This is a genomic window from Pantoea sp. CFCC18179 (assembly GCF_059412405.1).
In genome coordinates this window covers 1-24,253 of record NZ_JBNBPM010000001.1, presented here as the reverse complement: position 1 = coordinate 24,253, position 24,253 = coordinate 1, and the positions used below count along the sequence as shown (strand labels likewise).

The following is a 24,253-nucleotide window of genomic DNA, read 5'->3' as shown; positions in this document are numbered from 1 at the left end:
GCTCATGAAAAGCCAAAGCAGCGTGTTGCAGAATTTTACCTGCACAGTACAAGTGCATTAACGCACCACGAACGCGCAGGGAATGAAGTCTTCTTCACTGCCAAAAATCCGCTCAACACAACGAATGTTAAATCGCAACCGATTGCGAATGTAGGCAACCGGTTGCGCACACGATTGCAATCTCATCGTGACAGAAAAAATGGGATTATCAATGCATATTATTGAAAATAAACACTATTTTTTGTTATTTGGATTGGCACGCGCTTTGCAAACACTGTTTAAGGCAATCATCTGCACAAATAAAAGATCCAAGGAACCCTTATGCCTTACGCACCCGAAACGCTGCTGCGCGCCAGCTTCTTTGATTTTACCGCTCTGGCCGCGCAGCCCGACGACATCGCCGCCAATGCGCGCTATCTCGAAGATGGTCTATTAACGCTGCGTGATGGCAAAGTAGTCAGCCTTGAAAGCTGGCAAATCGCAGAAGGGCGTGTTGATGCGGCCAACGTCATCGATCTGCGCGGCAAACTGATCGTGCCGGGTTTTATCGACACCCATATTCATTATCCACAAACCGAAATGATTGGCGCTTTTGGCGAGCAGCTACTTGAGTGGCTCAATCAATACACTTTCCCGGTGGAGAGCCAATATCATTGTCCCGATCACGCGGCGCAGATGTCGGCATTCTTCCTGCATCAATTGCTTTCGAACGGCACCACCACGGCGCTGGTGTTTGGCACGGTTCATAAGCAATCGGTCGATGCGCTGTTCAGTGCGGCACAGCAGCTTGATATGCGCTTGATAGCTGGCAAAGTGATGATGGATCGCAACGCGCCGGAATATCTGACCGAAACGCCGGAACAGAGTTATCAGCACACGCGGGAATTGATTGAACGCTGGCATCAACGTGGTCGTCTGAGCTATGCATTAACGCCGCGTTTCGCCCCTACGTCATCACCAGAATTGCTGGATAAAGTCCGTCAACTGCGTGATGAGTTTCCAGATGTTTGGATGCATACGCATCTGAGCGAAAACCAGCAGGAAATTGCCTGGGTTAAATCGTTATTCCCAGAGCGCGCAGGCTATCTCGACGTCTATCATCATCATCAACTGACTGGAAAACGCAGCGTCTTTGCCCACTGCTTGCATCTGGACGATAAAGAATGGCAATGCCTGCATGATACCGATTCGTCAATTGCTTTCTGCCCAACCTCAAATCTGTTCCTCGGGAGCGGTTTGTTCAATATCAAACGTTGCTGGCAGCAAGGCGTACGTATGGGGATTGGCACCGATGTCGGAGCAGGAACCACCTTTAATCTGCTGCAAACCTTGGGCGAAGCCTACAAAGTGGGCCAGCTGCAACAATACAAACTCAGCGCCTGCGAAGCCTTCTATCATGCCACGTTGGGCGGCGCGCACGCCTTGGATCTCGATGATGTGATTGGCAACTTCAATCCCGGCAAAGAGGCCGATTTTGTGGTGCTCGATCCGGCGGTGTCGCCGTTGCAAAAACTGCGTAACGCCAATAGCAAAGATATTTGGGAACGTCTGTTTGTGATGATGACCTTGGGTGACGATCGTAACATCGCGCAAACCTGGGTAAGTGGCAAACCGGTTTGGCAGCGTGAAACTGAGGAGCAAATCGCATGATTCAGTTTTTACTCAACAATCGTTTAATCACCGAACATGAGCTGGATCCCAATCTCACCGTGCTCAACTATTTGCGTGGCCAACAGCAACGGCGTGGCACCAAAGAGGGTTGCGCCTCGGGCGATTGCGGCGCTTGTACCGTTACGTTGGGCAAAGTGGTTGAAGGTAAAATGCACTATCAAGCGGTGAACAGTTGCTTAACGTTGGTGAGTAGTTTGCAAGGTAAGCAACTGATTACCGTAGAAGATCTCAAACAGGGCGGCGAATTACACAGCGTGCAACAAGCGATGGTGGATTGCCACGGTTCGCAATGCGGCTACTGCACACCAGGTTTTGTGATGTCGCTGTTCACGCTGCAAAAAAATAGCCAGGGCTGGGATCGCCATCAGGCTGAGCAGGCACTGGCGGGGAATTTGTGTCGTTGCACCGGCTATCGACCGATTATGGATGCGGCACAACAAGCCTGTGCTTCATCTGTTAACGATGAATTCAGCGACAATGCCGCTGCGCTGGTACAGCGTTTACAAGCGTTAAGCAGCGATGAGGTGCAGAGCATTGAAGCCAATGGCAGTCGCTGTTATCTACCGAAAACCGTAGCGCAACTTGCTGCGCTGTATCAGCAATATCCCGAGGCACGTTTGGTGGCCGGTGGCACCGATTTGACGCTGCAAATCACTCAGCAATACAAACGACTGCCGTTATTAATCGCGCTGGAACAGATTGATGAATTGAAGCACTGCTCCGAAGATGCAGAGAGTTTTCACCTTGGCGCGGCGGCGTCGTTACATCATTGTTATCAATTTCTCGCACCACACATTCCGGCATTTAGCGACATGTTGGAACGCTTTGCTTCGCTGCAAATTCGTAATCAAGGCACGCTGGGCGGCAATATTGGCAATGCGTCGCCCATCGGCGACGGCGCACCGATGTTACTGTCGCTAAATGCACGGCTGGTGTTGCAACAGGGCGACAATCTGCGAGAAGTGCCGCTGGATCAATTTTTTACCGCGTATCGTCAAACGGAATTACAAGCTGGCGAATTTATCCGCTCCATCACCATCCCTAAAGTGACATTGTCACCCAACTTTGCGGCATGGAAAGTGGCAAAACGCCTCGACGACGATATTTCAGCGGTGTTTGCCGCCATCAATCTGCAAATCGAGAGTGGATTGGTGGTTGAAGCACGGTTGGCGTTTGGCGGTATGGCGGCGACACCGAAACGCGCACTGGCGGCAGAAGCTGAATTGCTTGGTCAGCCATTGAATTTAACCAGCATTGAAAAAGCCTGTGCCGCATTGGGCACAGACTTCCAGCCACTGAGTGATTTTCGTGCCAGTGCGGATTATCGCTTACAGGTGGCGCGCAATCTGCTGCGCCGCTATTACGCGCAGGCTTGTGGCGAACTGACCATTGCGGAGGTGTCGCGCTATGTCTCATAACCGTCCGGAACTCAACGAAACCTTACTGAAAACCCAGTTTGCCAGCACCATGCAAACGGGCGTCGGTCGCAGCAACAAGCATGAAAGTGCCGATAAGCATGTTTCCGGCGAAGCCATCTATATCGACGATAAACCGGATTTGCCGGGATTGCTGCATCTTTGTCCGCGCCTCAGCGAACATGCGCATGCACGTATCACCAAATTGGATGTGCAGCCGTGCTACGCGGTGCCTGGCGTTGTCAGTGTGTTGACCTGGCGCGATGTGCCTGGCGTCAACGATGTTGGGCCGCTGGAACCCGGCGATCCGCTGCTGGCGCAGGATACCATCGAATATTTTGGCCAAATTGTGATTGCGGTCGCTGCTGAATCACCCGAAGCGGCAAGGGCGGGTGCAGCGGCGGCGATCATCGAGTATCAACCATTGCCTGCGGTGCTCGACGTGCGCGAAGCGTTGGAACAGCGCTTTTTCGTGCAGCAGCCGCACATTCATCAACGCGGTGATGCAGAGGCGGCGCTGGCACGTGCACCACGGCGTATTCAAGGCGAATTTCACATTGGCGGCCAGGAACATTTCTACCTGGAAACGCAAACCGCGCTGGTCATTCCTGGCGAAGACAATAGCTTGCAGGTGTTTTCCTCCACGCAAAACCCCACTGAAGTACAGAAGCTGGTGGCGGAAGTGATGGGCATCAGCATGAACAAAGTCACCATTGATATGCGGCGCATGGGCGGCGGTTTTGGTGGCAAAGAAACTCAGGCGGCGGGTGTTGCCTGTTTGTGTGCGATTGCCGCGCGCCAGTTGCGCAAACCAGTAAAAATGCGCCTTGCGCGGCGTGACGACATGCAAATCACCGGCAAACGTCATCCGTTTTTCGTATGCTACGATGTCGGCGTGGATGATGAAGGGCGCTTTTGTGGCGTGAAAATCGATCTGGCCGGTAACTGCGGTTATTCGCTCGATCTTAGCGGATCGATTGTCGATCGCGCGATGTTTCACGCCGACAACGCCTATTATCTCGGCGATGCACTGATTACCGGTTATCGCTGCCGCACGCACACCGCCTCAAACACCGCGTATCGTGGCTTCGGTGGCCCGCAAGGCATGGTGGCGATTGAACAGATCATGGATCACATCGCGCGTGAAATCGGGCTCGATCCGTTAGAGCTGCGTAAACGTAACTATTACGGCAAAACCGATCGCAACATCACCCATTACCACCAGCAGGTCGAGGACAACCTGCTGGATGAGATGACCGCGCAGCTAGAAATCAGCAGTGAATATGCGGCACGGCGTGCAGAAATTAGCGCGTTCAACGCCAGCAGTCGTTTTATGAAACGCGGATTGGCACTGACGCCGGTGAAGTTTGGTATCTCTTTCACCTCCAGTTTCCTCAACCAGGCCGGTGCGCTGATTCTGATTTACACCGATGGCACGGTGCAGCTCAATCACGGCGGTACCGAAATGGGCCAGGGATTGAACACCAAAGTGGCGCAGATTGTTGCCGAAGTGCTGCAAATCGATATCAGCCAGATTCAGGTGACCGCGACCGACACCGGCAAAGTGCCGAACACCTCGCCGACGGCGGCATCCAGCGGTGCCGATCTCAACGGCAAAGCGGCGCAAAATGCGGCGCAGATCTTGCGTGATCGCATGACGGAGATGTTGTGCCAGCAGCATCAATGCAGCGCCGAAGCGGTAAGTTTCAACAATGGCATCGTGCGGGTTGGCGATCAGCACTTCACCTTTGCGCAGGTGGCGCAGCAAGCGTGGCTCAATCAGGTGCCGCTTTCGGCTACCGGATTCTACAAAGTGCCGGGCATTCACTACGACCGTGCCGCCGGACGCGGCAAACCGTTCTATTACTTCTCGTTCGGTGCAGCGTGCTGTGAAGTGCTGGTGGATACGCTGACCGGTGAATATCGCCTGCTGCGAGCCGATATTCTGCATGACGTCGGCGCATCGCTGAATCCGGCCATTGATATCGGGCAAGTTGAGGGCGGTTTCGTACAAGGTATGGGCTGGTTGACGTGCGAAGAGTTGGTGTGGAACGACAAGGGCAAATTGCTCACCGACGGCCCAGCCAGCTACAAAATTCCGGCGATCAGCGATGTACCCAGCGATCTGCGCGTCACGCTGGTCGAGAACCGTAAAAACCCGCAGGACACGGTGTTTCACTCCAAAGCGGTGGGCGAGCCGCCATTTATGTTGGGGATTGCGGTGTGGTGCGCGCTGCAGGATGCAGTTGCCAGCGTGGATAACTATCGTCGCCACCCGCAGTTGGATGCGCCCGCAACGCCGGAACGGGTGTTCTGGGGGATTCAGCGCTTATCAGGAGCGGACCATGATTTATCATGACTGGATTAGCGTATTGCATAGCCTGCGGGAAAAGCGTCAAAGCTGCGTGTTGGTGACGGTACTCAGCCAGCGCGGTTCGGTGCCACGCGATCGTGGCAGCAAAATGGTGGTCAGCGCCAGCGACACCTTTCTTACCATTGGTGGCGGTCATCTGGAATATCAATGCATTGCCCAAGCGCGCGAGATGCTGCAACAGCGCAGTCGCGAACCGCGCACTGAAGACTTCGCGCTCGCCGCGCGTCTAGGTCAGTGCTGTGGCGGCCATGCGACAATTTTGTTTGAGCCGCTGATGCAGCAGCAACCCGAGATTCAGGTGTATGGCGCGGGACATGTTGGTCAGGCGTTAGTGCAATTACTGGCGACATTGCCATGCCACATTACCTGGATTGATAGCCGCGCCGCGCAGTTTCGCTGCGTGCCGCCGGATGTCACGGTGCGCCAGGTTGACGATCCAATTGATTGCGTCAAAGAAGCCGCGCCCGGCAGCTATTTTGTGGTGATGACGCACGATCACCCGCTGGATTTGGCGCTTAGCGAGGCGATTCTGCGTCGTGGTGATTTTCGCTATGCTGGTGTCATCGGCTCCGCGACCAAAGCGCAGCGTTTTCGCTATCGATTAGAAGGAAAGGGCATCGCCGCAGAAACGCTGGCGCGCCTGCGCTGTCCGATAGGTTTGCCGGATGTGAAGGGTAAATTACCGGCCGAAATCGCCGTAGCGGTGGCCGGTGAGATCATCAGCATTTACCAACAGGCGATAAGTTGTTGAGTGACGTGGAAACTGCCAGGATAGAAACATCCCGCCGCCGTGTGCGGCGTTGCTGATTATCAGGAGCGATAATGAATTCACCCGCCAATCCGTTTTTCACCGCCAGCACCTTGCCGTATCAAACCCCGCCATTTGACCAGATTCAGGAAGCGCATTTCTTACCGGCGCTGGAAGCGGGCATTGCTGAGAAGCGTCGCGAAGTGGCGGCGATCGCCAGCAATTCAGACAAGCCGACTTTTGCTAATACCTATGAAGCCCTTGAACGCAGCGGCCAGTTACTAAATCGCGTAAATTTGGTGTTCGGTGCGATGACATCTGCGAATACCAGCGATGGTTTGCAAGCGATCGACGAACTGATTACGCCGCAACTCACTGCGCTGAATGATGAAATCTGCCTTAACAGCCAACTGTTTGCGCGTCTCGATAGCGTTTATCAACATCGTGGCACGCATTGCCCGGATGCAGAATCAATGCGTTTGGTGGAAGTGACCTGGCAACATTTCCAGTTAGCCGGCGCCAGCCTGAACGATGCGGATAAAACCCAACTGCGCGCCTGCAATCAGGAGCTGGCGAGCCTCAGTACCAAGTTTGGCAACAAGCTGCTGGCGGCAACCAAAGCCGGTGCTTATACGGTAAGTAATGTGGCGGCATTAGCGGGATTGAGCGACGAAGAGTTAGCCCATGCTAAAACCGCTGCCGAAGCCCGCGGATTGCACGGTGAATGGCTGATCCCGCTGCAAAACACCACGCAACAACCGGCGCTTCAATCACTGCAAGTTCGTGCCACGCGAGAAGCGTTGTTTGAACATGCGTTGACGCGCAGCGAGCGCGGCGATGACAACGACACGCGTGATATCGTGTTACGCATGGCGCAGTTGCGTGCCGAGCAGGCGAGTTTGCTGGGTTTTAAAACCTATGCCGAATGGAGCATGCAAGATCAGATGGCCAAAACGCCGGAAGCGGCATTCGCCTTTATGCGTAACATTGTGCCTGCCGCTCGTGCTCGCGCCGAACGCGAAGCTGCCGATATTCAGCAGATGATTGAGCAGCAACATCACAGCTTCCCGCTGCGTGTCTGGGACTGGAACTTCTACGCTGAGCAAGTACGTAAAGCGCAATACGCGCTGGATGAGAGCCAAATTCGTCCCTATTTCGAGCTGAATAACGTATTGGAAAAGGGTGTTTTTTGGTCGGCCAGCCAGTTGTTTGGTATTCGCTTCCAGCAGCGTCACGATTTGCCGGTTTACCATCCGGACGTCAATGTTTACGAGATTTTCGATGCCGACGACACGCCGTTAGCGCTGTTCTTTACCGATTTCTTCAAGCGCGATAACAAAAGCGGCGGCGCGTGGATGAGTAATTTCGTTAATCAAAGCACGCTGCTGGATACCAAACCGGTAATTTACAACGTGTGCAACTACACCAAGCCGCAGACGGGGCAACCGGCGCTGTTGAGCTGGGATGAAGTGATCACCTTGTTCCACGAGTTTGGTCACGCGCTGCACGGCTTGTTCGCTACGCAACGCTATCCGAGCTTGTCCGGCACCGCCACGCCGCGCGATTTTGTCGAGTTCCCGTCGCAGATCAACGAGCATTGGGCCAGCAACGAAGCGGTGTTTGCTAACTATGCGCGTCACTATAAAACCGGTGAGGCGATGCCAGCGGAACTGCGTGACAAAATGGTGCGTGCCTCAAAGTTCAATAAAGGCTATGACATGACCGAATTGCTGGCGGCGGCACTGCTCGATTTGCAGTGGCATTCGCTGACCACGCATGACAATCCGCAAGACGTCAGCCACTTCGAGTTGCAGGCGTTGGCCGCCGAAAACATCGCGCTGGCGACGGTGCCGCCACGTTATCGCTCCAGCTATTTCCGTCATATCTGGGGCGGCGGTTATGCGGCGGGCTATTACGCCTATATCTGGACGCAGATGCTGGCCGATGATGGTTATCAGGCCTTTGTCGAGCGCGGCGGTTTAAGCCGTGAAAACGGCCAGCAGTTCCGCGAGCATATTCTGTCGCGCGGTAACAGCAGCGATTTGCAGCATTTGTGGCTGGCATGGCGCGGCAAAGAGCCGGAAATCGGCCCAATGTTGAAAAATCGCGGTTTAGAAGGTTAATACGAAAGGTCGCCATTGTTGGCGACCTGCTTTTTTACCCCAACGGCCCACCTTCAATGGTTTCGCACATTCCCGCCAATACCCGCTCGCCGGTTTCGTTTTTCAAATCTGCATACCACGCCGCCGTTACCTGCGCATCTTTGGCATGCGTTACATCGCAACGTTTGCGCGCTTTCAACACCAAATCTTTGGTGCGTTCCACGCGACGCGCTTCATAGCGCAGTAACGCATCTTCAATGCCCAACGAATGCGATGCCAACGTTTGCGCCAGCACCACCGCATCTTCCATCGCCGCACAACCGCCCTGGCCAATATCAGGCGTGGTGCTGTGGGCCGCATCGCCAAGCAGCGCTACGCGACCTTTCACAAAGCGGCTAAACGGTTCGATATCGTGGATTTCGACGCGATTGGTGGTGTCGGGATTGATGCTGTCGATCAGCCGTTGCACCGGATCGGCCCAGCCGCTGAAGTAACCTTTAAGATCGTTTCTCAAGGTTGCGCGATCTTCTGACAAACCTTTTGGCAGCGGCACATCAAAGAAGAAATAGAAACGATTATTGCTCACCGGCATCAGCGAAACGCGCTTGCCTTCGCCGACAAAGGTAGTCCACTGATCGGCGGGGGCGATGGATTCGTCAATGTTAACTAAGCCATTCCAGTTAACATAGCCGGCATAGCGACGTTCCACACTTTCGCCTAACACGTAGTGGCGAATCACCGAATGCGTGCCGTCGGCGGCGACCAGAAAATCGCCTTCCGCCTGGCTGCCGTCATCAAACCACGCCGTAACACCGTTTTCATGCTGCTCCACTTGCGTGACGCGTTTGCCAAAACTGATGCGCGTACGCCCGTACGTTTCAATCAACATCGCCTGTAATTCGGCGCGCGCCACCGGATAAGGATATTCACCGACCTGCTGCACCAGCGGTTTCATGCTAAAGCGGGTGAGCGTGCTGCCGCTGTGTGCATCGTTGTAGGCCATAAACGCCATATTGCCGCCCAGCGCACGGAGCGCTTCTTTCATCCCCAAAGCGTTAAGGCATTTCACGCCGTTGGGCCAGATGGAGATCGCTGCGCCAACCGGTTTCATCTCTTTTACCGCTTCAAACACGGCGGTTTCGAATCCTGCTTGCTCCAGCGCAATCGCCGCACTCATTCCGCCAATACCGGCACCAATCACAATTGCTTTCATATTCGTCTCCTTGGCTATGGCAAAATAGTTGCAACTTTTGTACCAGTTTGCGCAACAAGATATGAAAGAGGTAATTGGTTGAATTTATATGCATTTAATGATGGTATGACTGATTGTGTTGCACTGTCGTAGCGCATCGGTTCGCACTGAAGCAGGGCATTGATGCGTTTGTTCTGAATCGAATGTTTCAGCATGGCAATTATTTTGCCAGTAGCCATACTGGTTAGAACCTTTCTGCGAGGATGTGATCATGAAGTGGCTAATGGCTTTCGCGTTACTGCTCAGCGCCAGCGCACTGGCACAAACGCCATGGCAACCTGAACACAAGGCGCCCGTGGTGCAATTGACACCGATTGCCGCGAAGTGTGATGTGTCTGCCTGCCAGCAAAATTGTTATGTACAGCAATCTCAATGCAAAAACGACAGCGGCGGCGGTTGTGGCTCACTCGCACAAATTTGCGTACAAAACTGTGCCAGCCAGTGTCGCTAAATGAAATAAATCTGTCATAAGCGGGTGCTAGCGTGTTTCCCCAGGCAAGGTAATATTTTGATAACAGGGGAAAATAATGAAAATCCGCTACACTTTGATTGCAACGGTTTTACTGCTGGCACAGCAGGCGCACGCGGTTTCACTGCCCGATGCGGCTGCGCTGGCTGGCTTATCGTCAACCGGTTCATCTCCGGCGTATACCGATCTTGAGCAGCAATCGCTGCAAGCTGAACGCCACTACATTCAAGGCGACAACAGTTCACTCGAGCGTGAGCAGTTGGAAAAGGTCAAACAAACCTCGAAGCAAGCGGATAAACAGTGGCTGAAAAACAGCGGCTACGACTTTAAAAGTAAAGAGAATCAGCAAGCGGGTATTGCGCTACTTTCGGGCTTTAGCACGCTGCCGGACAACGTGCTGACTGCCAACCGCGCCACGGTCACCAACATCAACCTGAACGCTACGCAAGATGTGCGCCATCAGGCGTTGGCCGATGCGGAAGCCATCAGTTCACTCTATTTCCTGTCAGATGCGCTGGGTCCACGTCTCGGCAAAGCCTTCCTCGCCGCTTACGATAAAGGCGAACTGAGCAAAGCGGCGGCGTTGATCAAAGCCAGCGAAGTCAGTACCAGCGCGGCGAAAAAGCACTTCAATTACCCACGACCGTTCCTGCATGAAGGCAACACCATTCATTTGGTGCCAGATGATGTGGTGATTAAAGATAATGTGCGTTATACCGCGGATGGCGGCTCTTTCCCGAGTGGCCACACCAATACCGGTTACACCGATGCGTTGCTGATGGCGGAAATGGTGCCAGAGCGTTTTGAAGCGCTAGTCACGCGCGGTGCACGCTACGGTTACTCACGTTTGGTGCTGGGCGTGCACTATCCGCTGGATGTGATGGGATCGCGCATGGTCGCTGAACGCAACGTGGCAAACTATCTCAGCGATGCAAAATATCAGGCGCTGTTTAGCGAAGCACGCGATCAATTGCGTGCCGCGTTGGAGAAAGAGTGTGGTACGTCGTTGGCGGAATGTGCACGCAGTGCGGGCAAAGACGATCCTTACAGCTCACCGGCGATGAAACAGTTCTACCGTTTCACCATGAGTTACAACTTGCCGAAAATCAGCGCGAAAAACACGCCAGTTAAGGTGCCGCAAGGCGCGGAGATTTTGCTGAAGACCGCGTTGCCTCATCTGTCTGATGCGCAAATCCGCAATCTGCTGGTGAAAACGGCGCTGCCAAACGGTTATCCGTTGTCAGGCAATGCCGAACAGTCGTTCTGGCAGCGTGTTGATTTGAATGCGGCGTTTGCGATGGCGAAACCTACGCGTTGATATTAGCGGTCACCATAAATGGCGACCCTACCAAGGTTAAACGCGTTTTCGTAGGGTCGCCATTTATGGTGACCTTATAACGCAGGATTATCATTTTTGATACGGCGATCCAGCGCGAAGGGCGCTGATGTGGCGTGTGCGAAAACATCGGCGGCGGACGGATGATCGGGATTCAAAATGGCATTGTCTTCGCCGGTGAGAATACTCGGCACCGTTAGCAGCAACGGATAGCCGCCGTCCAGATTCAGGAAGGCGGCGCCCATGGCTTGCGTCTCTTCCTGCTGCTGATATTTCTCCCAGTTGTTGGGCAGCTTGCTGCAATCCAACACCATGATCTCGCTTTCCGGGATCGGCAGGGTAAACACCACGAAGTGGCTTTTCTCCAACATTGCTTTCCCGGCGTGTACCACCAATTCCAGTGTTGCCAGCGCTTTTGAGCTGCTGAGATACACGGTTTTGATGCCGGGCGGGTTCCAGCGTCCACCCCATTTTTCTGCGCCAGCGCCGCTAAAGGCATCGCTGGCGTACTCTTCTTTGACTAAACGATAAAACAGTCGGTAGGGAGCTTCCGATTCCTTCCGTCGCGTCATTACACAATCACTCCGTGTTCCAGTCGACCAATCAGCGTCAACACCGCATCACAACCAGCGGGTGTACTTAGCATATCCATTGGCAGCGCATCATCCAGTGCCAGAGCAGGTTGATACATCCAGTGCATCGCAGCGTCAACGTCGCCTGCGAACAATTGGAGTACGGCATCCAAAATTTCGAATACCTGGTACACACGCGCACCTTGTTCAACTGAAAGCTGGGTACCGGCTTTTTCGCGGCGTCGATAGGTATTGCGATCCATCGACACCATTTGCGCCACGTCCAGCGGCGTGGCTTTCAATACTGTGGCAGCACGTTCCACGATGCCGACATCCAATCCTTCGGTAATCAGCTGATGCGCTTTGAGCGGATTGCGCGGTAATCCCATTTGATCCATAAAGGATTTATCGGCGTGTTGAATCAGCGAAGGATCAAACACGCGTGCCGCATTGCCGTGGTTTAAAGGGGATATCGTTGTCATAACAACCTCCAGATAATGTTCATTTGAACATTTACATGGTTCAAGTGTACATCATGGCGACGAGGTTGTCATTTTTTGTACAACGCCACTCTTTCTCTGGCGCTTAATCCACGATAAACAGCTTTGCGCCGTTAATGGTGGATGAGCGATGGGCTTCGGCATGATCTGCCACCTGATAGCTGACACCAGGCGTGAGCGTGAAGGTACGTCCATCATCCAACTCTGTGATCATTTCACCTTCCAGGCACAACAGGATATGGCCTTTACTGCACCAGTGATCTGCCAGATAACCCGGCGAATACTCCACCATGCGTACGCGAATATCACCGAAGCGTTGGGTACGCCACAGCGCAAAACCGTGCTCGCCCGGATGCGTTTCCGGCGCGATGTCGGCCCAGTTGGTAATGCCAAAGGGAATTTGATTGATTTGCATGCGGATGTCCTTTTTATAATGAGTTTAAAGTGATGAGCAGTAGCATGTTGTTCAACATAAAAAGGATTATAAACGTTTCTTAAAGACAGTCATGCTATGAATCTGCGTTAGCAGAATTTATAAATAAAAACCAGGCCTCAGCTAGAGAGGCTTGGTTATAAACACATCATTAACTATTTTTACAGTGACTGTAAAATCGGGCCATCCAAGAATAAAAAGAATATATCCCAATTGATATGAAAAGCGATTTAATCAAATCAATGTTATTTCCTGTCTCAAGATAGCTACAGGGTGTCTCTTTAAAAATAAAAGGTAATAAAGTCACAACCCAAGCTACATTGATTGCAGCTCTTTGATAGCGCCTCATATTTTCATTCCCATCCATCACCAGGTGCACTGGCCAACTCCATACCCACCTCCTGAAGTATTCCCCCCTTTGTTTCCACCGTAAGGACTATTATCACATGCGCTAACAGCAGAGGTGACACCTCCAAGTGCGCCTCCTGCAACAATTCCTGCAGGGCCCCCAATGCTGCCAGCAATCATTCCTGAAATAATACCGAAGCCAACCATGTTTTCGCAGGTTTTAGGAACTCCACCATAATTACCCCCATTTTGGCGTGATGAATTATTATTTCCCGGACCATGTTTGTCAGCATAGTTACCCGCCCCTGATACCATTTCCATCTCTTGCAAGTTAAGTGTTCTCATAATCATTCCTTTAAAAATAACTCAATTAAATCGAATTATTTTTTACAACATCCAAACAAACTAATAAAATGTTTTTTAATTTCTTGTGGTTGGATTAAAGTTGGCGTAATTATAGTTATTTAAATATGAATTAAGAAGTGTCTTGTTTTTCGATTTTCAAGAGACTGTAAAATCTTAATATCTTGATTAATATCAATTCAAACATTAATTTTTTGAGTGCTAACTTGGTTTTTTATTTTAATTTCCGAAAAAATAAAATTAAAAAACTTTGAACTGTATCAATTTTATATTGTGCGTCATTTAGAGGAATAAGTAATAGATTTATGTGTGAGCAGCAATCTCCCACCCACACGAAGATAGCAATCAACTCGCTTCTTGCCACATCTCGCGCATTGCCAGCTCAAGTTTTTTGAATACCCGATAACGCGCATCGTGGAAAGCAAAGCGTTCCGGACGCGGTAATAATTCGCCGGGATTAAGTTGCACCGCTTGCTGAGCGGCTTCAGCGAGATTGCGCCACGTACCCACACCAACACCCGCGCACAACGCTGCGCCCAACGCGCCGGTCTCTTTGCATTCGGCCACGCGAATCGGAATACCCAATACATCGGCAAACATCTGCGGCCAGATGCAACTGCGCGCCGCGCCACCCGACAAAATGGCTTGCGTAAAAGGGATACCGGCGGCACGCAAGCGATCAATGTGCGCGCGATGGGCAAAGGTCACGCCTTCAAACAGGGCAAACAACATGTCGGCGCGGGTGTGCCAACCGCCCAGCCCGTAAAATCCGGCTTTAGCCGGTTCAGACTTGCGCCCTGAATAGAGATAAGGATGATAGAGCGGCAACTGCGCGTTGGGTTCGACATGCGCAACGGTATCGCTGCTGCGTGCTGCGCCCTGGCCGCTGCGACCGTCGTCGAATTCGCGCAGGAACCAGTCGAGGTTGGCGGCAGAGGTGGCGCTGGCTTCAATCGCCATATAGCGATCGGATTCGATAATCGAATTCATAAACACTGGGCGCAGATAATCGGGCTTATCCATCACCACCTGATTGATGCTCCAGGTGCCTGCCACAATCGACGCTTCTCCGCTGTTCACCACGCCAGATCCAATTGCGCTGGCCACCACATCAAAAATCCCGGCAACCACCGGAATACCTGCGGGCAGGCCGGTGAGTTGCGCGGCTTGCGCCGTGACATGGCCGACCACATCGCAAGATTCACGCAATTCGGGTAGCAGGGCGAGCGCCTCTTCAATGTCGTACAGCGCCATCAATTCGCGGCTGTAACCACGCTGACGATAATCAATTAATCCGGCACCGGCGGCGTCCGAGTAATCGGCGCTAATTGCGCCACTGAGAAAGTGGGCGATGACGTCTTTGGCACACAGCAAATGGCCGATCTGCGCCCAACGTTGTGGCTGATGTTGCTTAATCCAGCTGATTAATACCGGCGTGGCAGCGGGCCACGGCTTTTGTAGCGAGATCTGATAAATGCGCTGATCCGCTCCGCTATTTTCCAGCGCATGCACGGTTTCACTGGCACGATGATCAATCGATTGGATGCCAAACAGCGGTCGCTGCTGTTTATCCAGTGCATACAAACCGTTGCCGTGACCGGCGGCGCCAACTGCGATCACATCGCTGGCGGGCGACCCCGCTTGTTGCAAACAGCGACTCACCGCAGCGCTAACGCCGTGCCAGATATCTTCCACCGGCCGTTCGGCATAGCCTTCCTGCGGACGATGGGTTTCGCCCGCGCACTCGGCCACCGACAACACCCGGCCGCTGAGATCAAACAGCACCGCTTTGATCATGGTGTTTCCGGCATCAATCCCGACTATCTTCATATCCGACTCCGTTAACTGGCGAAGACGGCGCACCGCTTAAGCGCCGGTGCAGGTAAGGCTTAACCCTGCTGATAAATTTCCAATGCGTCCGGGCCGCTGACACCCTGATGAATAATCGCCATCAACGCTTTCACCACGCGTGAAGGATTGTCGTGCTGATAAACGTTGCGGCCATACACCATGCCGCTGGCGCCTTGCGCCATCAGCGCCGCGCTTTTTGCCAGCACACCGGCGATTTCACCTTTGCCGCCGCCACGCACCAGCGTTGGGCAACGGGCCGCTTCCACCACGCGATGGAAATCTTCCACATTCTCCGTGGGATCGGCTTTGACGATATCCGCGCCGAGTTCGCGTGCGAGACGTACCAGCGGCACGATTTTCTCGACATCGCCGAGCGAGCCGTATGCCGCGCCTTGTCCTGCTGGAGCCATCACCAGCGGTTCAATCATCAGCGGCATGCCGTAGCGATCGCAGGCCTGGCGTAAACGACCAATATTCTCGACACACATGCGGAAAATGCCCGGTTCATCGGGGATCAGATAGAGATTAACCACCACCGCAGCGGCATCCATTTGCAACGCGGCGAGGATCGGTTCATCCGGATTGTGCAGCACCGCCCACATTTCACGGTGACGCGCGGCGTTGTAGGCGTTGCCGACATCGGTACGCATCACCAATGCCGGTTTGCGTCCGGCGACACGTTGCAGTAAATCGGCCTGGCCGTAATTCACCTGAATCGCATCCGGTTGCGCGGCGATCAGGTTATCCATCACCGCTTCGATATTCTCCAGCCCGATGAGAAAGTCCGGCTCGTTGGCGATGCCATGATCAATGGCGACATCCAGACATTTGCCGTGCTGAAACAGGCGGTTGAGGCGAACTTTATTGGTTACTAACATGTCGTGCTTCCTCCTGAAAAATCGTGGGATTGAGGTTGGATAAACCATGCAAGCGGGCGAGGTTGTCACAGCAACGTTGCAGTTGCTGCTGGCGTTGGGTGTCGTTCCAGCCAAGGGTGGATGCCAGCAAGGTGGCGATTTCCTGCACCAGCGGCGCAGTCAGTTCGCCGCATATGGCTAGCGAAGTGCGGCGCACCAGCAAATCTTCCAACTGACAAACCTGCTCGTGTTCAATCAGATATCGCAGTTCAACATCGCTGTAAGCGGGGTGATGTTGCAGCGCTTGCTCGCCGTGCTGCTGAATCAGATCCAAAAGCGGCAAGGCGCGGCTGCCATAGCGTTTCGCCAGCTGTGTGACGCGCGGCAGCGGTACGCCGAAGCGTTGCACTAATTGCGCCAGCCAGGCGTTTTGCCCGGAAGGTGGCGGAAAGTCGCGTCCGCCACCAATCGGCAGATCGCCGCTGGAAAGCTGGCGTTTTTCGCCCAGCAAACGCAATACGCGATCGGCAGCTTCTTCGCCGAACTGACGGAAAGTGGTCCACTTGCCGCCGACTAAACACAGCGTGCTCCAGGCACGTTGCGCATCGGGCGGCAGCAGCACTAACGAGTGATTACGTGAAATTTGGCCGTTGAGTTTGGCATCGCTGGCGGGCAGCGGGCGTACGCCGCAGAAGGTATACACAATGGCGGCATCCGGCACCGTGATGTGAGGGAAGACAAAGCGCAGTGATTCGAGGATATAGGCTTTTTCATCCTCTTCGCACACCACCGCATCAGGATCGTCAACGCGAATATCGGTGGAACCCACCAGCACTTTGCCAAACCATGGGAACATGATGCAGACGCGGCCTTCCTGATTCTCGAAATAGACCATTTCGCCATCCAGCATCTGCAACAGTTCGGGATGATCGAGGATCAAATGCGATCCTTTGGTGCCGCCAATCAATTTTGGTAGATCGCTGGTGGGTGAAACGCGTTGATTTAGTTGATCGATCCACGCTCCACCGGCATTGACCAACACATGCGGTTGTAGGCTAAAGCGTTCGCCGCTCAAGGCGTCCTGCAACATCACCGTTTCACCTTCTGCACTCACCAATTGCAGATAGTTGACGGCCAATGCTTCCGGGCAAGCTTGTTCAGCATCGTCAATCAATTCAAATCCCAGCCGTTCCGGTGCGCTGATCCACGCATCGTAATAGCTGGCGCTGTATTTTACCCAAGGCGCAAAACCCGGCCAGCGTTCGCGTGTCGCCGCTTCGCTGCGCACCTGATGTTTCGGCATTGAGCCATACTGGCGGGTGTAAATGTCGTACAAACTCAGGCCAGTTTTGATCAGCAGCGCGCCGCGCCGGGTGGGTTTATCGCCCAGGTGCAGAAAACGGCGCGTGGCGTTGATCAATCCACCGGCAAGGTTATCAATCGGCACGGTGGTGCGCAGCGGGAACACGTAATGTGCGGCGTTTTTCAGCAGGCGATCGCGTTCGGTCACTGACTCTTTTACCAAGGTAAATTCACCGGTTTCCAGATAACGTAAACCGCCGTGGATCATGCGTGAGAGCGCACCGCTGGCGGCCTGACACCAGTCGCCTTTTTCCACCAAAATGGCCGAAATGCCCTGCAACGCCAGCTCACGAAAGGTGCTGATGCCGTTGATGCCGCCGCCGACGATCAAAACCGGTGTTGAGGTGCGTTGGCGCAGGGCGTTTAAACGCTGTTCGCGGGTGAGTAATTTATCCATCGATAGCTCCTTCGCTCAGTGTCATCTCCAGCACGCCCGCCGCCGTGGATTCATCGGTAACCATGGCTTTCAGCCATTGCCCGTGCAGCGCACAACGAATCGGGTCGATTTTGTCGCGACCGGCCACCACCGCCATCGAAAAGGGAATCCGTTGCAGTTCGGGCAGCGTTAATCCCACTAAGCGACGATTGGCATCAAACGGTGCCGGTTGGCCGTTAGCATCCAGCAGCCACGCCAATAGCTCACTGCGCGCGCCACTGGTTTCAATGCTGGCTGCCGCATCACGCGCGGCGAGGTTGAGGTCGTAATAGCTGGAGCTGTCGCTGTAAATCGAACCCAAACCAACCACCGCCAGCGTGGCATGCCGCGCTTTATCCAGCACCTGTTCGACGGCGCTAATCCCCATCAGCATGTCGCGTTCATCGGCAGAATCGGTGAATAACGGGGCGTGGATCTGCCAGGCGTGGCCGCCCAGGCGCGCAGCCATTTCTGATGCCACATGATTCACATCGGTGTAGTGCTTGCCTTGCACGCAACCCAGTGCAGGCACGATCTGCACATCGTATTTGCGCGCGGGCTGCAAGGCGTCAACCAACGCGCTGACCCCTTTGCCGCCGGTAATCGCAATCACGTCGCCATCTTTGATGCGCGATAGCAGATATTCCGCCGCCGCTGCGCCGACCATTTGCAGGTTTTGTTCCTCGCTGCGCGCCACATTCGGCGCGACCACCACCTGTTGCAATTTGCCCAACGCCGCCAAATCACTTTCCAGCTGATGCGCGGAGAGCCACGGTGATTTAATGGTGATTTCCACCATGCCGCTCTCTTTGCCCTGGCGGATCAGACGATTGACGCTGGCCACCGACAAGCCGGTTTCGACGGCAATTTCGGACTGTTTTTTGCCGTCGAGGTAATACATCACTAAAACCTGGTAAATCTGGCGTGCGCTGTGAAACGCCGGATGTTCGCTAGCGAATTCCATGAGTGAGTGTTCCTTAGGCTGCACGGTATTTATTCAGTAAATGGTCGATGGAGACCGCGGCCAGCAAAATCAGACCTTTAATCAGCTCCTGCCAGTACACGGAAACGTTAATCAAAATCAGCGAGCTGGTGACGATCGACAGCAGCGCCACACCCAACACCGCGCCGAGGATCGATCCGCTGCCGCCTTTAAGGCTGGCACCGCCAATCACTGCCGCTGCGATGACGTTCAGCTCCATGCCAACGCCAAACGTCGGGGTTGCTGAACCGAGGCGCGCCATATAGATGATGCCCGCTAAACCCGCCAACGTGGAGGTGAGCACGGTGACCCATAATTTGATGCGATTGATGTTGATGCCGGAATAGGCGGCGGCGCGTTCATTGCTGCCGGTATAAAACACTTTGCGGAACAGCGTGGCTTTACGCAGCATAAAGTCGAACAACGCCACCAAAACAAAGAACAGCACGATGACAAACGGAATGCCCCACAACGCGCCCTGACCGATAAATTTAAAACTCAGCGGCAAGGTAAACAGCGACAGCGGCGTGCCTTGCGTAACGATCATGCACAGGCCACGCACGATCACCATCGCCGCCAACGAGGCAATAAAATGACTGAGGCCGATTTTGGTGACCGTTAATCCCATCAACAGGCCAACCAGTGCCGCCGCGCCGATCCCGCCCAGGCTCGCCAGCCACGGATCAACGCCGCTGAGGAACAACTGACCGGCGACCACCATCGACAAACACACCACCGCGCCTACCGACAGGTCGATCCCGCCGACAATCAGCAAAATGGTCATGCCGATCACCACGATGCCTTCAATCGAAAACGACAGCAGCATCGCTTTCATGTTGGCCCAGGTGAGGAAATACGGCGAGGTGAAACTCATCACCACGAAGATCAATGCAATGATCACCACCAAACCGACTTCGCGCTGTTTGTGAATACTGCCAAACAGTGACCAGCGCGATTTGGGCAGGACGGGAAGGGTGGAATTCATGGTCATACGGCCTCCGCTTGTGCAGTGATGCCGGCTGCCAGCCGCATCAGATTCTCTTCTGTCATCGCCTCACCGGTGACTTCACCGCTGATGCGCCCCTCGTGAATCACCATGATGCGGTCGCACAGGCCAATCAGTTCCGGCAATTCTGACGAAATTACCACTAAACCGATGCCGTTCGCCGCCAGTTTGGCGAGAATGCTGTAGATTTCCGCTTTGGCGCTAACATCAACGCCGCGCGTGGGTTCGTCGAGAAACACAATCTGTGGCTGCACCGATAACACCCGCGCCAACGCCACTTTCTGCTGATTGCCGCCCGACAGCGACGACACCGGATCGCTTAACTTGCCGTGTTTGAGTTTTACCTGCTGGGCCAGCGCTGCCGCTTGCTTCTGTTCGCGGTGTGGACTGAGCAACCAGCGCTGATGGCTCACCGCCTGAATATCCAGCGCTGAAATATTCCACGCAATCGGCATATCGAGAAACAACCCGGCGTCTTTGCGATCTTCCGACAAATACACCATGCGCTGTGCAATGCTGGCGGCGTAATCGCGTAACTTCACCGCTTGGCCGTGCAGGCGAATCTCGCCCTGTTTGATGGGATGCAAACCGCAAATCCCTTGCGCAATCTCGCTGCGGCCCGCGCCCATCAAACCGCCAATGCCAAGAATTTCGCCGGGGCGCAGATCAAAGCCGATATCGTGAAAGCGTTTGCCATCGCCGAGCGCGCGGACTTCGAGTAACGGCGTGGCAGCCGTCACCGGACGTTTATCCGGATAGAGCTGGGAGAGTTCGCGGCCAACCAAACGGGTGATCACCTGATCCGGCGTCATGCTATTGAGTGGTGCACTGTGCACCGTGCGGCCATCACGCAGAATGGTGATGTGCTGACACAGCGCAAAAATCTCCGCCATGCGATGGCTGATATACACCACCGCGATGCCTTGCGCTTGCAGTTGGCGCACAATGCCAAACAGTGTTTGCGCTTCCGGCTCCGTCAGCGCGGCGGTCGGTTCATCGAGAATTAACAGGCGGCAATCCAGCGTTAACGCCTTAGCGATCTCCACCAACTGCTGTTGCGACAACGACAGTTCGCCGACTTTTTTGCTAACCGGGATCGGCGCCAGACGGTTCATTACCTGCTGAGCTTTTTCACGCAATTGTTTATGCGGCATCAGCAGGCCACGTTGGCTGGCGGCGTGCGCCATCCAGATGTTTTCATACACGCTGATATCCGGGCACAATGCGATTTCCTGATGCACCAAACCAATGCCGAGCTGCTGCGCTTCACGCGGCGAATGCACGGTGATGGCTTTGCCATCGAGCACCATTTCGCCGCTGTCCGGGCGTAAAATGCCGTCAATGATATTCATCAAGGTGGATTTGCCTGCGCCGTTTTCTCCTGCCAGCGCGTGAATTTCTCCGGCGCGCAAGGTCAGATCAACACCTTGCAGCGCGCGTACTGCGCCGAAGCTTTTACTGATGCCGCGCAATTCAAGCAATGCCGTCATAATCGTCGCCTTACTCGTTGATGCCTTTGGTGCCACGGCGTTTCAGATAGGTATCCCAGCGGAAATCGTCGGCGTTGTCTTTGGTCACCACCGCATAACCGTTATCCAGAATTGGGAAGGCGAAAGGATTGGTGCCGTTGCGTTTGGCATCGTTCATTGGGTCGATCAATTCAGGGTGCGCGGCGAGGAATAAGGTCATAAAGCCCATGTAGCCCTGAATGCCCTGATTCGGGTTGATGGCACCAAACACCTGGCCGCTCTTGATCATATCCAGCACCTTGGCGTTAACATCTACCGTCATCACTTTCACTTTGCCGCCGTTTTCCGCTACCGCTTGTGCAGCACCGATCGCGGAACTGGCTTCCGGCATGAAGATGCCTTTCAGGTTCGGATGCGCCTGCAACATCGAAAGCACCGCGTTATAGGCTTTAGACGGGTCTTGATTGGTGGCCGCGCGGGCGACCAATTTGCTGTCGGGGAAGGCGGCTTTCATTTCATTGATAAACGCAGTGACGCGACGGTCGTGGTTATCCTGACCGGGATTTTCCAGTACCGCGAACTCAGCATCTTTGCCCATCGCTTTGCCGAGTTCATCGGCGGCGGCTTTGCCTTCGCGGAAGTTATCGGAGGTGATGTAAGCGACACGTTTGCTGTTTGGCGAATCGGCGGCGAAGGTCACCACCGGAATGCCCATTTCGGCGGCGCGATTGATCGGCTCAATAAACGGATCCGGATTCATCGGATGCAGGAAAATACCGGCAGGTTTTTGCGCCAATATTTGTTCAAAACTGGAGAGTTGCTGGTTGACGTCATACGCCGGCGTGCCGCCGTACACGGTTTTACAGCCTAATTGATGCGCCGCTTGCTTGAACATTTCATACACTGGGAACCAGTATTCAACGCCGGTTACCATCACGTTCATGTAGTAGGTTTCGCCGGGTTTACAGCGAAATTGTGGCGTTTCGTCGGCGGCGTGCGCGCTGTTGGTGATGCTGCCGACCAACAGCAAACTGGCAAAAAGCGTGGCGATCTTTTTCATGATGTTTCCCCGGAACTGACGCTGAATGTGTATGGCTCAGCCGTGACGACAAAACGCGGAAAAACGAGCCGGGGTTAACGCTGAAAATTATTTCGTAAGGGTGAAATAATTTTCACAAGGTATAAAAGCGGCGCGGGAAAAGATCAATTTATGGTTAACAAAATGTTTCGTAGTTGTGATTTTGTTCACTTAACAGGCGGAATCGACCGGCACGATTCCGCCTGTTTGGCAGGAGAGGAGAAGGGAATTACTTGCGGGAATCCAACGCTAACCTAACCGCCATGCCGGCCAGTACCGTGCCCATCAACCAGCGTTGCAGGCGCTGCCAGCTGGGACGCTCCATTAGAAATGTCGAAACCTGGCCAGCCGTGGTAATAAAAATGGCATTCACCGTCAGGCTGATCACGATTTGCGTCAAGCCAAGCACCAGCGATTGCAACAACACGCTGCCATGATTGGGGGTAATAAACTGCGGCAGCAAGGAGAGGAACATCATGGCGATTTTTGGATTGGCGAGATTGGTGAGAAATCCCATGGTAAACAGCTTACGGTTGTTGTCTGCCGGCAGATTTCGCACCGCAAATGGCGAGCGTCCACCGGGTTTTAATGCCTGCCAGGCGAGATACAGCAGATACAGCGCACCGGTAAAACGCAGCGCATCATAAGCCCATGGCACCGCCAGTAACCATGCAGTAATGCCCAACGCCGCACACAACATGTAGAAGACAAAACCCAATGCCACACCGCCAAGCGAGATATATCCGGCGCGCTTTCCCTGGCACAGCGATCGAGAAATTAAATACATCATATTGGGGCCAGGCGTTAATACTAATCCCAGCGCCACTAATGCAAAAGCTAACCAACTGGATAAGTCCGGCATGCAAATTCCTCGTATTAGGCGTGCGGAAAAATATCTCGCTGGCGATTATGGCGTGAAATCGGGTATTCCGGCAACGCACCTTTTCAGACTGACAGCACGCTTAAGCTGGAGTAATTTGAAACCGCGTTAACTTTTTTTGCTTTTATTTGGAGATGATTATGACGGTTCCTGTTGTTGCGTTATTAACGGCTAAACCTGGTTGTGAAGATCAAGCAGAGCAATTATTTCGTGGTGTGATTGAAAAGACGTTGCGCGAAGAAGGTTGCATCACTTACCAACTGAATATCGACCGCACTAATCCGCGGCGTTTTGTCTGGACGGAAGAGTGGGCAAGCCAGGAATTGCTGGATAATCACCTGAATGCGCCACATATTGTTAAGCTGTTTGCCGATCTGGAGCCGCTGCTAGAGCATGCAGAAGTGGTGCCATTACGTAAAGTCGCCGGAGGCGATGCTTAATAGCGTTTATTAGTGTAAGGACCGCTATGATTGGCGGTCCGATAAAAAAGAATGGAGCTAAATAATGAGAACGCAAAAACATAGCCTATTTAAACCATGCCTCAAGCTAGTAGGGGCGCCATTTATGGTGACCTCCAACTTAACTTCCTAACGTAATCCATCCCGAATTAATAAGATCCGACTTCCGAATTAGCACACGGTCACCATAAAGGTACGACCGGGCACATAGGTAACAGATCAGACCGGGCACATAGGTGACACATTTGTGCTCAGTCGATTCGGATAATACGTCTTTCTGTCCGGTCATAATATGCCAGTATCAGCCTGTTG

General features: G+C 53.7%; 22 protein-coding genes. 8 read left to right on the top strand and 14 right to left on the bottom strand.

Features of this window, described 5'->3' with window-relative positions; translation table 11 throughout:
- Nucleotides 1-321: 321 nt before the first annotated feature.
- The 5 genes from guaD to dcp all read left to right on the top strand — a co-directional run bounded on the left by guaD (nucleotide 322) and on the right by dcp (nucleotide 8,331).
- Nucleotides 322-1,650 carry a guanine deaminase gene (guaD, locus tag ACPUC7_RS00110; protein WP_494921322.1) on the top strand — a complete coding sequence of 443 codons (1,329 nt, stop codon included), beginning with the start codon at nucleotides 322-324 and terminating at the stop codon, nucleotides 1,648-1,650.
- Nucleotides 1,647-3,089, top strand: coding sequence for a xanthine dehydrogenase small subunit (gene xdhA / locus ACPUC7_RS00105; RefSeq protein WP_494921321.1), 1,443 nt, complete (start codon nucleotides 1,647-1,649; stop codon nucleotides 3,087-3,089). The genes guaD and xdhA overlap by 4 nt, the downstream gene beginning before the upstream one ends.
- On the top strand, nucleotides 3,079-5,445 hold the full coding sequence (gene xdhB, locus ACPUC7_RS00100; protein WP_494921320.1) for a xanthine dehydrogenase molybdopterin binding subunit: 2,367 nt from the start codon (nucleotides 3,079-3,081) through the stop codon (nucleotides 5,443-5,445). Before xdhA ends, xdhB begins: the two co-directional genes overlap by 11 nt.
- Nucleotides 5,432-6,211: a xanthine dehydrogenase accessory protein XdhC gene (gene xdhC / locus ACPUC7_RS00095; RefSeq protein WP_494921319.1), complete on the top strand. Its 780-nt coding sequence runs from the start codon at nucleotides 5,432-5,434 to the stop codon at nucleotides 6,209-6,211. The genes xdhB and xdhC overlap by 14 nt, the downstream gene beginning before the upstream one ends.
- Before the next feature lie 71 nt (nucleotides 6,212-6,282).
- Nucleotides 6,283-8,331 (top strand): peptidyl-dipeptidase Dcp, encoded by a 2,049-nt coding sequence (gene dcp, locus ACPUC7_RS00090; RefSeq protein WP_494921318.1) that lies wholly within the window; start codon nucleotides 6,283-6,285, stop codon nucleotides 8,329-8,331.
- Between the two features lie 34 nt (nucleotides 8,332-8,365).
- On the opposite strand, the gene hpxO is transcribed toward dcp, so the two are convergent.
- Both hpxO and ACPUC7_RS00080 read right to left on the bottom strand, forming a co-directional pair.
- A complete protein-coding gene (hpxO, locus tag ACPUC7_RS00085; protein ID WP_494921317.1) occupies nucleotides 8,366-9,523 on the bottom strand; it encodes an FAD-dependent urate hydroxylase HpxO in 1,158 nt (385 codons plus the stop codon).
- A gap of 14 nt (nucleotides 9,524-9,537) precedes the next feature.
- The gene (locus ACPUC7_RS00080) at nucleotides 9,538-9,741 is read right to left on the bottom strand and encodes a hypothetical protein (RefSeq protein ID WP_494921316.1); all 204 of its coding nucleotides are present in this window, start codon (nucleotides 9,739-9,741) and stop codon (nucleotides 9,538-9,540) included.
- A 32-nt stretch (nucleotides 9,742-9,773) separates the two neighbouring features.
- On the opposite strand from ACPUC7_RS00080, the gene ACPUC7_RS00075 reads away from it, so the two are divergent.
- Both ACPUC7_RS00075 and ACPUC7_RS00070 read left to right on the top strand, forming a co-directional pair.
- Complete coding sequence (locus ACPUC7_RS00075; RefSeq protein ID WP_343551997.1) at nucleotides 9,774-10,013, top strand: hypothetical protein; 240 nt, start codon at nucleotides 9,774-9,776, stop codon at nucleotides 10,011-10,013.
- 76 nt (nucleotides 10,014-10,089) lie between these two features.
- Nucleotides 10,090-11,349, top strand: coding sequence for an acid phosphatase (locus ACPUC7_RS00070; RefSeq protein ID WP_494921315.1), 1,260 nt, complete (start codon nucleotides 10,090-10,092; stop codon nucleotides 11,347-11,349).
- A 74-nt stretch (nucleotides 11,350-11,423) separates the two neighbouring features.
- On the opposite strand, the gene ACPUC7_RS00065 is transcribed toward ACPUC7_RS00070, so the two are convergent.
- From ACPUC7_RS00065 to ACPUC7_RS00010, 12 genes are all read right to left on the bottom strand, one after another.
- Entirely contained in the window at nucleotides 11,424-11,939 is a 516-nt protein-coding gene (locus ACPUC7_RS00065; protein WP_494921314.1) for an RES family NAD+ phosphorylase, read from the bottom strand.
- Nucleotides 11,939-12,421, bottom strand: coding sequence for an Xre family toxin-antitoxin system antitoxin (locus ACPUC7_RS00060; RefSeq protein WP_494921313.1), 483 nt, complete (start codon nucleotides 12,419-12,421; stop codon nucleotides 11,939-11,941). Before ACPUC7_RS00060 ends, ACPUC7_RS00065 begins: the two co-directional genes overlap by 1 nt.
- Before the next feature lie 103 nt (nucleotides 12,422-12,524).
- Nucleotides 12,525-12,854 carry a DHCW motif cupin fold protein gene (locus tag ACPUC7_RS00055; protein ID WP_494921312.1) on the bottom strand — a complete coding sequence of 110 codons (330 nt, stop codon included), beginning with the start codon at nucleotides 12,852-12,854 and terminating at the stop codon, nucleotides 12,525-12,527.
- A 384-nt stretch (nucleotides 12,855-13,238) separates the two neighbouring features.
- A complete protein-coding gene (locus ACPUC7_RS00050; RefSeq protein ID WP_494921311.1) occupies nucleotides 13,239-13,565 on the bottom strand; it encodes a hypothetical protein in 327 nt (108 codons plus the stop codon).
- Nucleotides 13,566-13,928: 363 nt separating this feature from the next.
- Nucleotides 13,929-15,413, bottom strand: coding sequence for an FGGY-family carbohydrate kinase (locus tag ACPUC7_RS00045; protein WP_494921310.1), 1,485 nt, complete (start codon nucleotides 15,411-15,413; stop codon nucleotides 13,929-13,931).
- A gap of 59 nt (nucleotides 15,414-15,472) precedes the next feature.
- Nucleotides 15,473-16,312, bottom strand: coding sequence for a class I fructose-bisphosphate aldolase (locus tag ACPUC7_RS00040; protein ID WP_494921309.1), 840 nt, complete (start codon nucleotides 16,310-16,312; stop codon nucleotides 15,473-15,475).
- Entirely contained in the window at nucleotides 16,296-18,050 is a 1,755-nt protein-coding gene (locus ACPUC7_RS00035) for a glycerol-3-phosphate dehydrogenase/oxidase (protein WP_494921308.1), read from the bottom strand. Before ACPUC7_RS00035 ends, ACPUC7_RS00040 begins: the two co-directional genes overlap by 17 nt.
- Nucleotides 18,043-19,032 carry a sugar-binding transcriptional regulator gene (locus ACPUC7_RS00030; protein WP_494921307.1) on the bottom strand — a complete coding sequence of 330 codons (990 nt, stop codon included), beginning with the start codon at nucleotides 19,030-19,032 and terminating at the stop codon, nucleotides 18,043-18,045. Before ACPUC7_RS00030 ends, ACPUC7_RS00035 begins: the two co-directional genes overlap by 8 nt.
- A gap of 13 nt (nucleotides 19,033-19,045) precedes the next feature.
- Nucleotides 19,046-20,041 (bottom strand): ABC transporter permease, encoded by a 996-nt coding sequence (locus ACPUC7_RS00025; protein WP_494921306.1) that lies wholly within the window; start codon nucleotides 20,039-20,041, stop codon nucleotides 19,046-19,048.
- Nucleotides 20,038-21,546 (bottom strand): sugar ABC transporter ATP-binding protein, encoded by a 1,509-nt coding sequence (locus ACPUC7_RS00020; protein WP_494921305.1) that lies wholly within the window; start codon nucleotides 21,544-21,546, stop codon nucleotides 20,038-20,040. The genes ACPUC7_RS00025 and ACPUC7_RS00020 overlap by 4 nt, the downstream gene beginning before the upstream one ends.
- Nucleotides 21,547-21,556: 10 nt before the next feature.
- Entirely contained in the window at nucleotides 21,557-22,585 is a 1,029-nt protein-coding gene (locus ACPUC7_RS00015; protein ID WP_494921304.1) for a substrate-binding domain-containing protein, read from the bottom strand.
- A 247-nt stretch (nucleotides 22,586-22,832) separates the two neighbouring features.
- Entirely contained in the window at nucleotides 22,833-23,465 is a 633-nt protein-coding gene (locus ACPUC7_RS00010; RefSeq protein ID WP_494921303.1) for a LysE family translocator, read from the bottom strand.
- A gap of 158 nt (nucleotides 23,466-23,623) precedes the next feature.
- Here ACPUC7_RS00010 and ACPUC7_RS00005 point away from each other — a divergent pair, with 158 nt between their 5' ends.
- The gene (locus ACPUC7_RS00005) at nucleotides 23,624-23,923 is read left to right on the top strand and encodes a putative quinol monooxygenase (protein WP_494921302.1); all 300 of its coding nucleotides are present in this window, start codon (nucleotides 23,624-23,626) and stop codon (nucleotides 23,921-23,923) included.
- The last annotated feature ends 330 nt before the right edge of the window (nucleotides 23,924-24,253 follow it).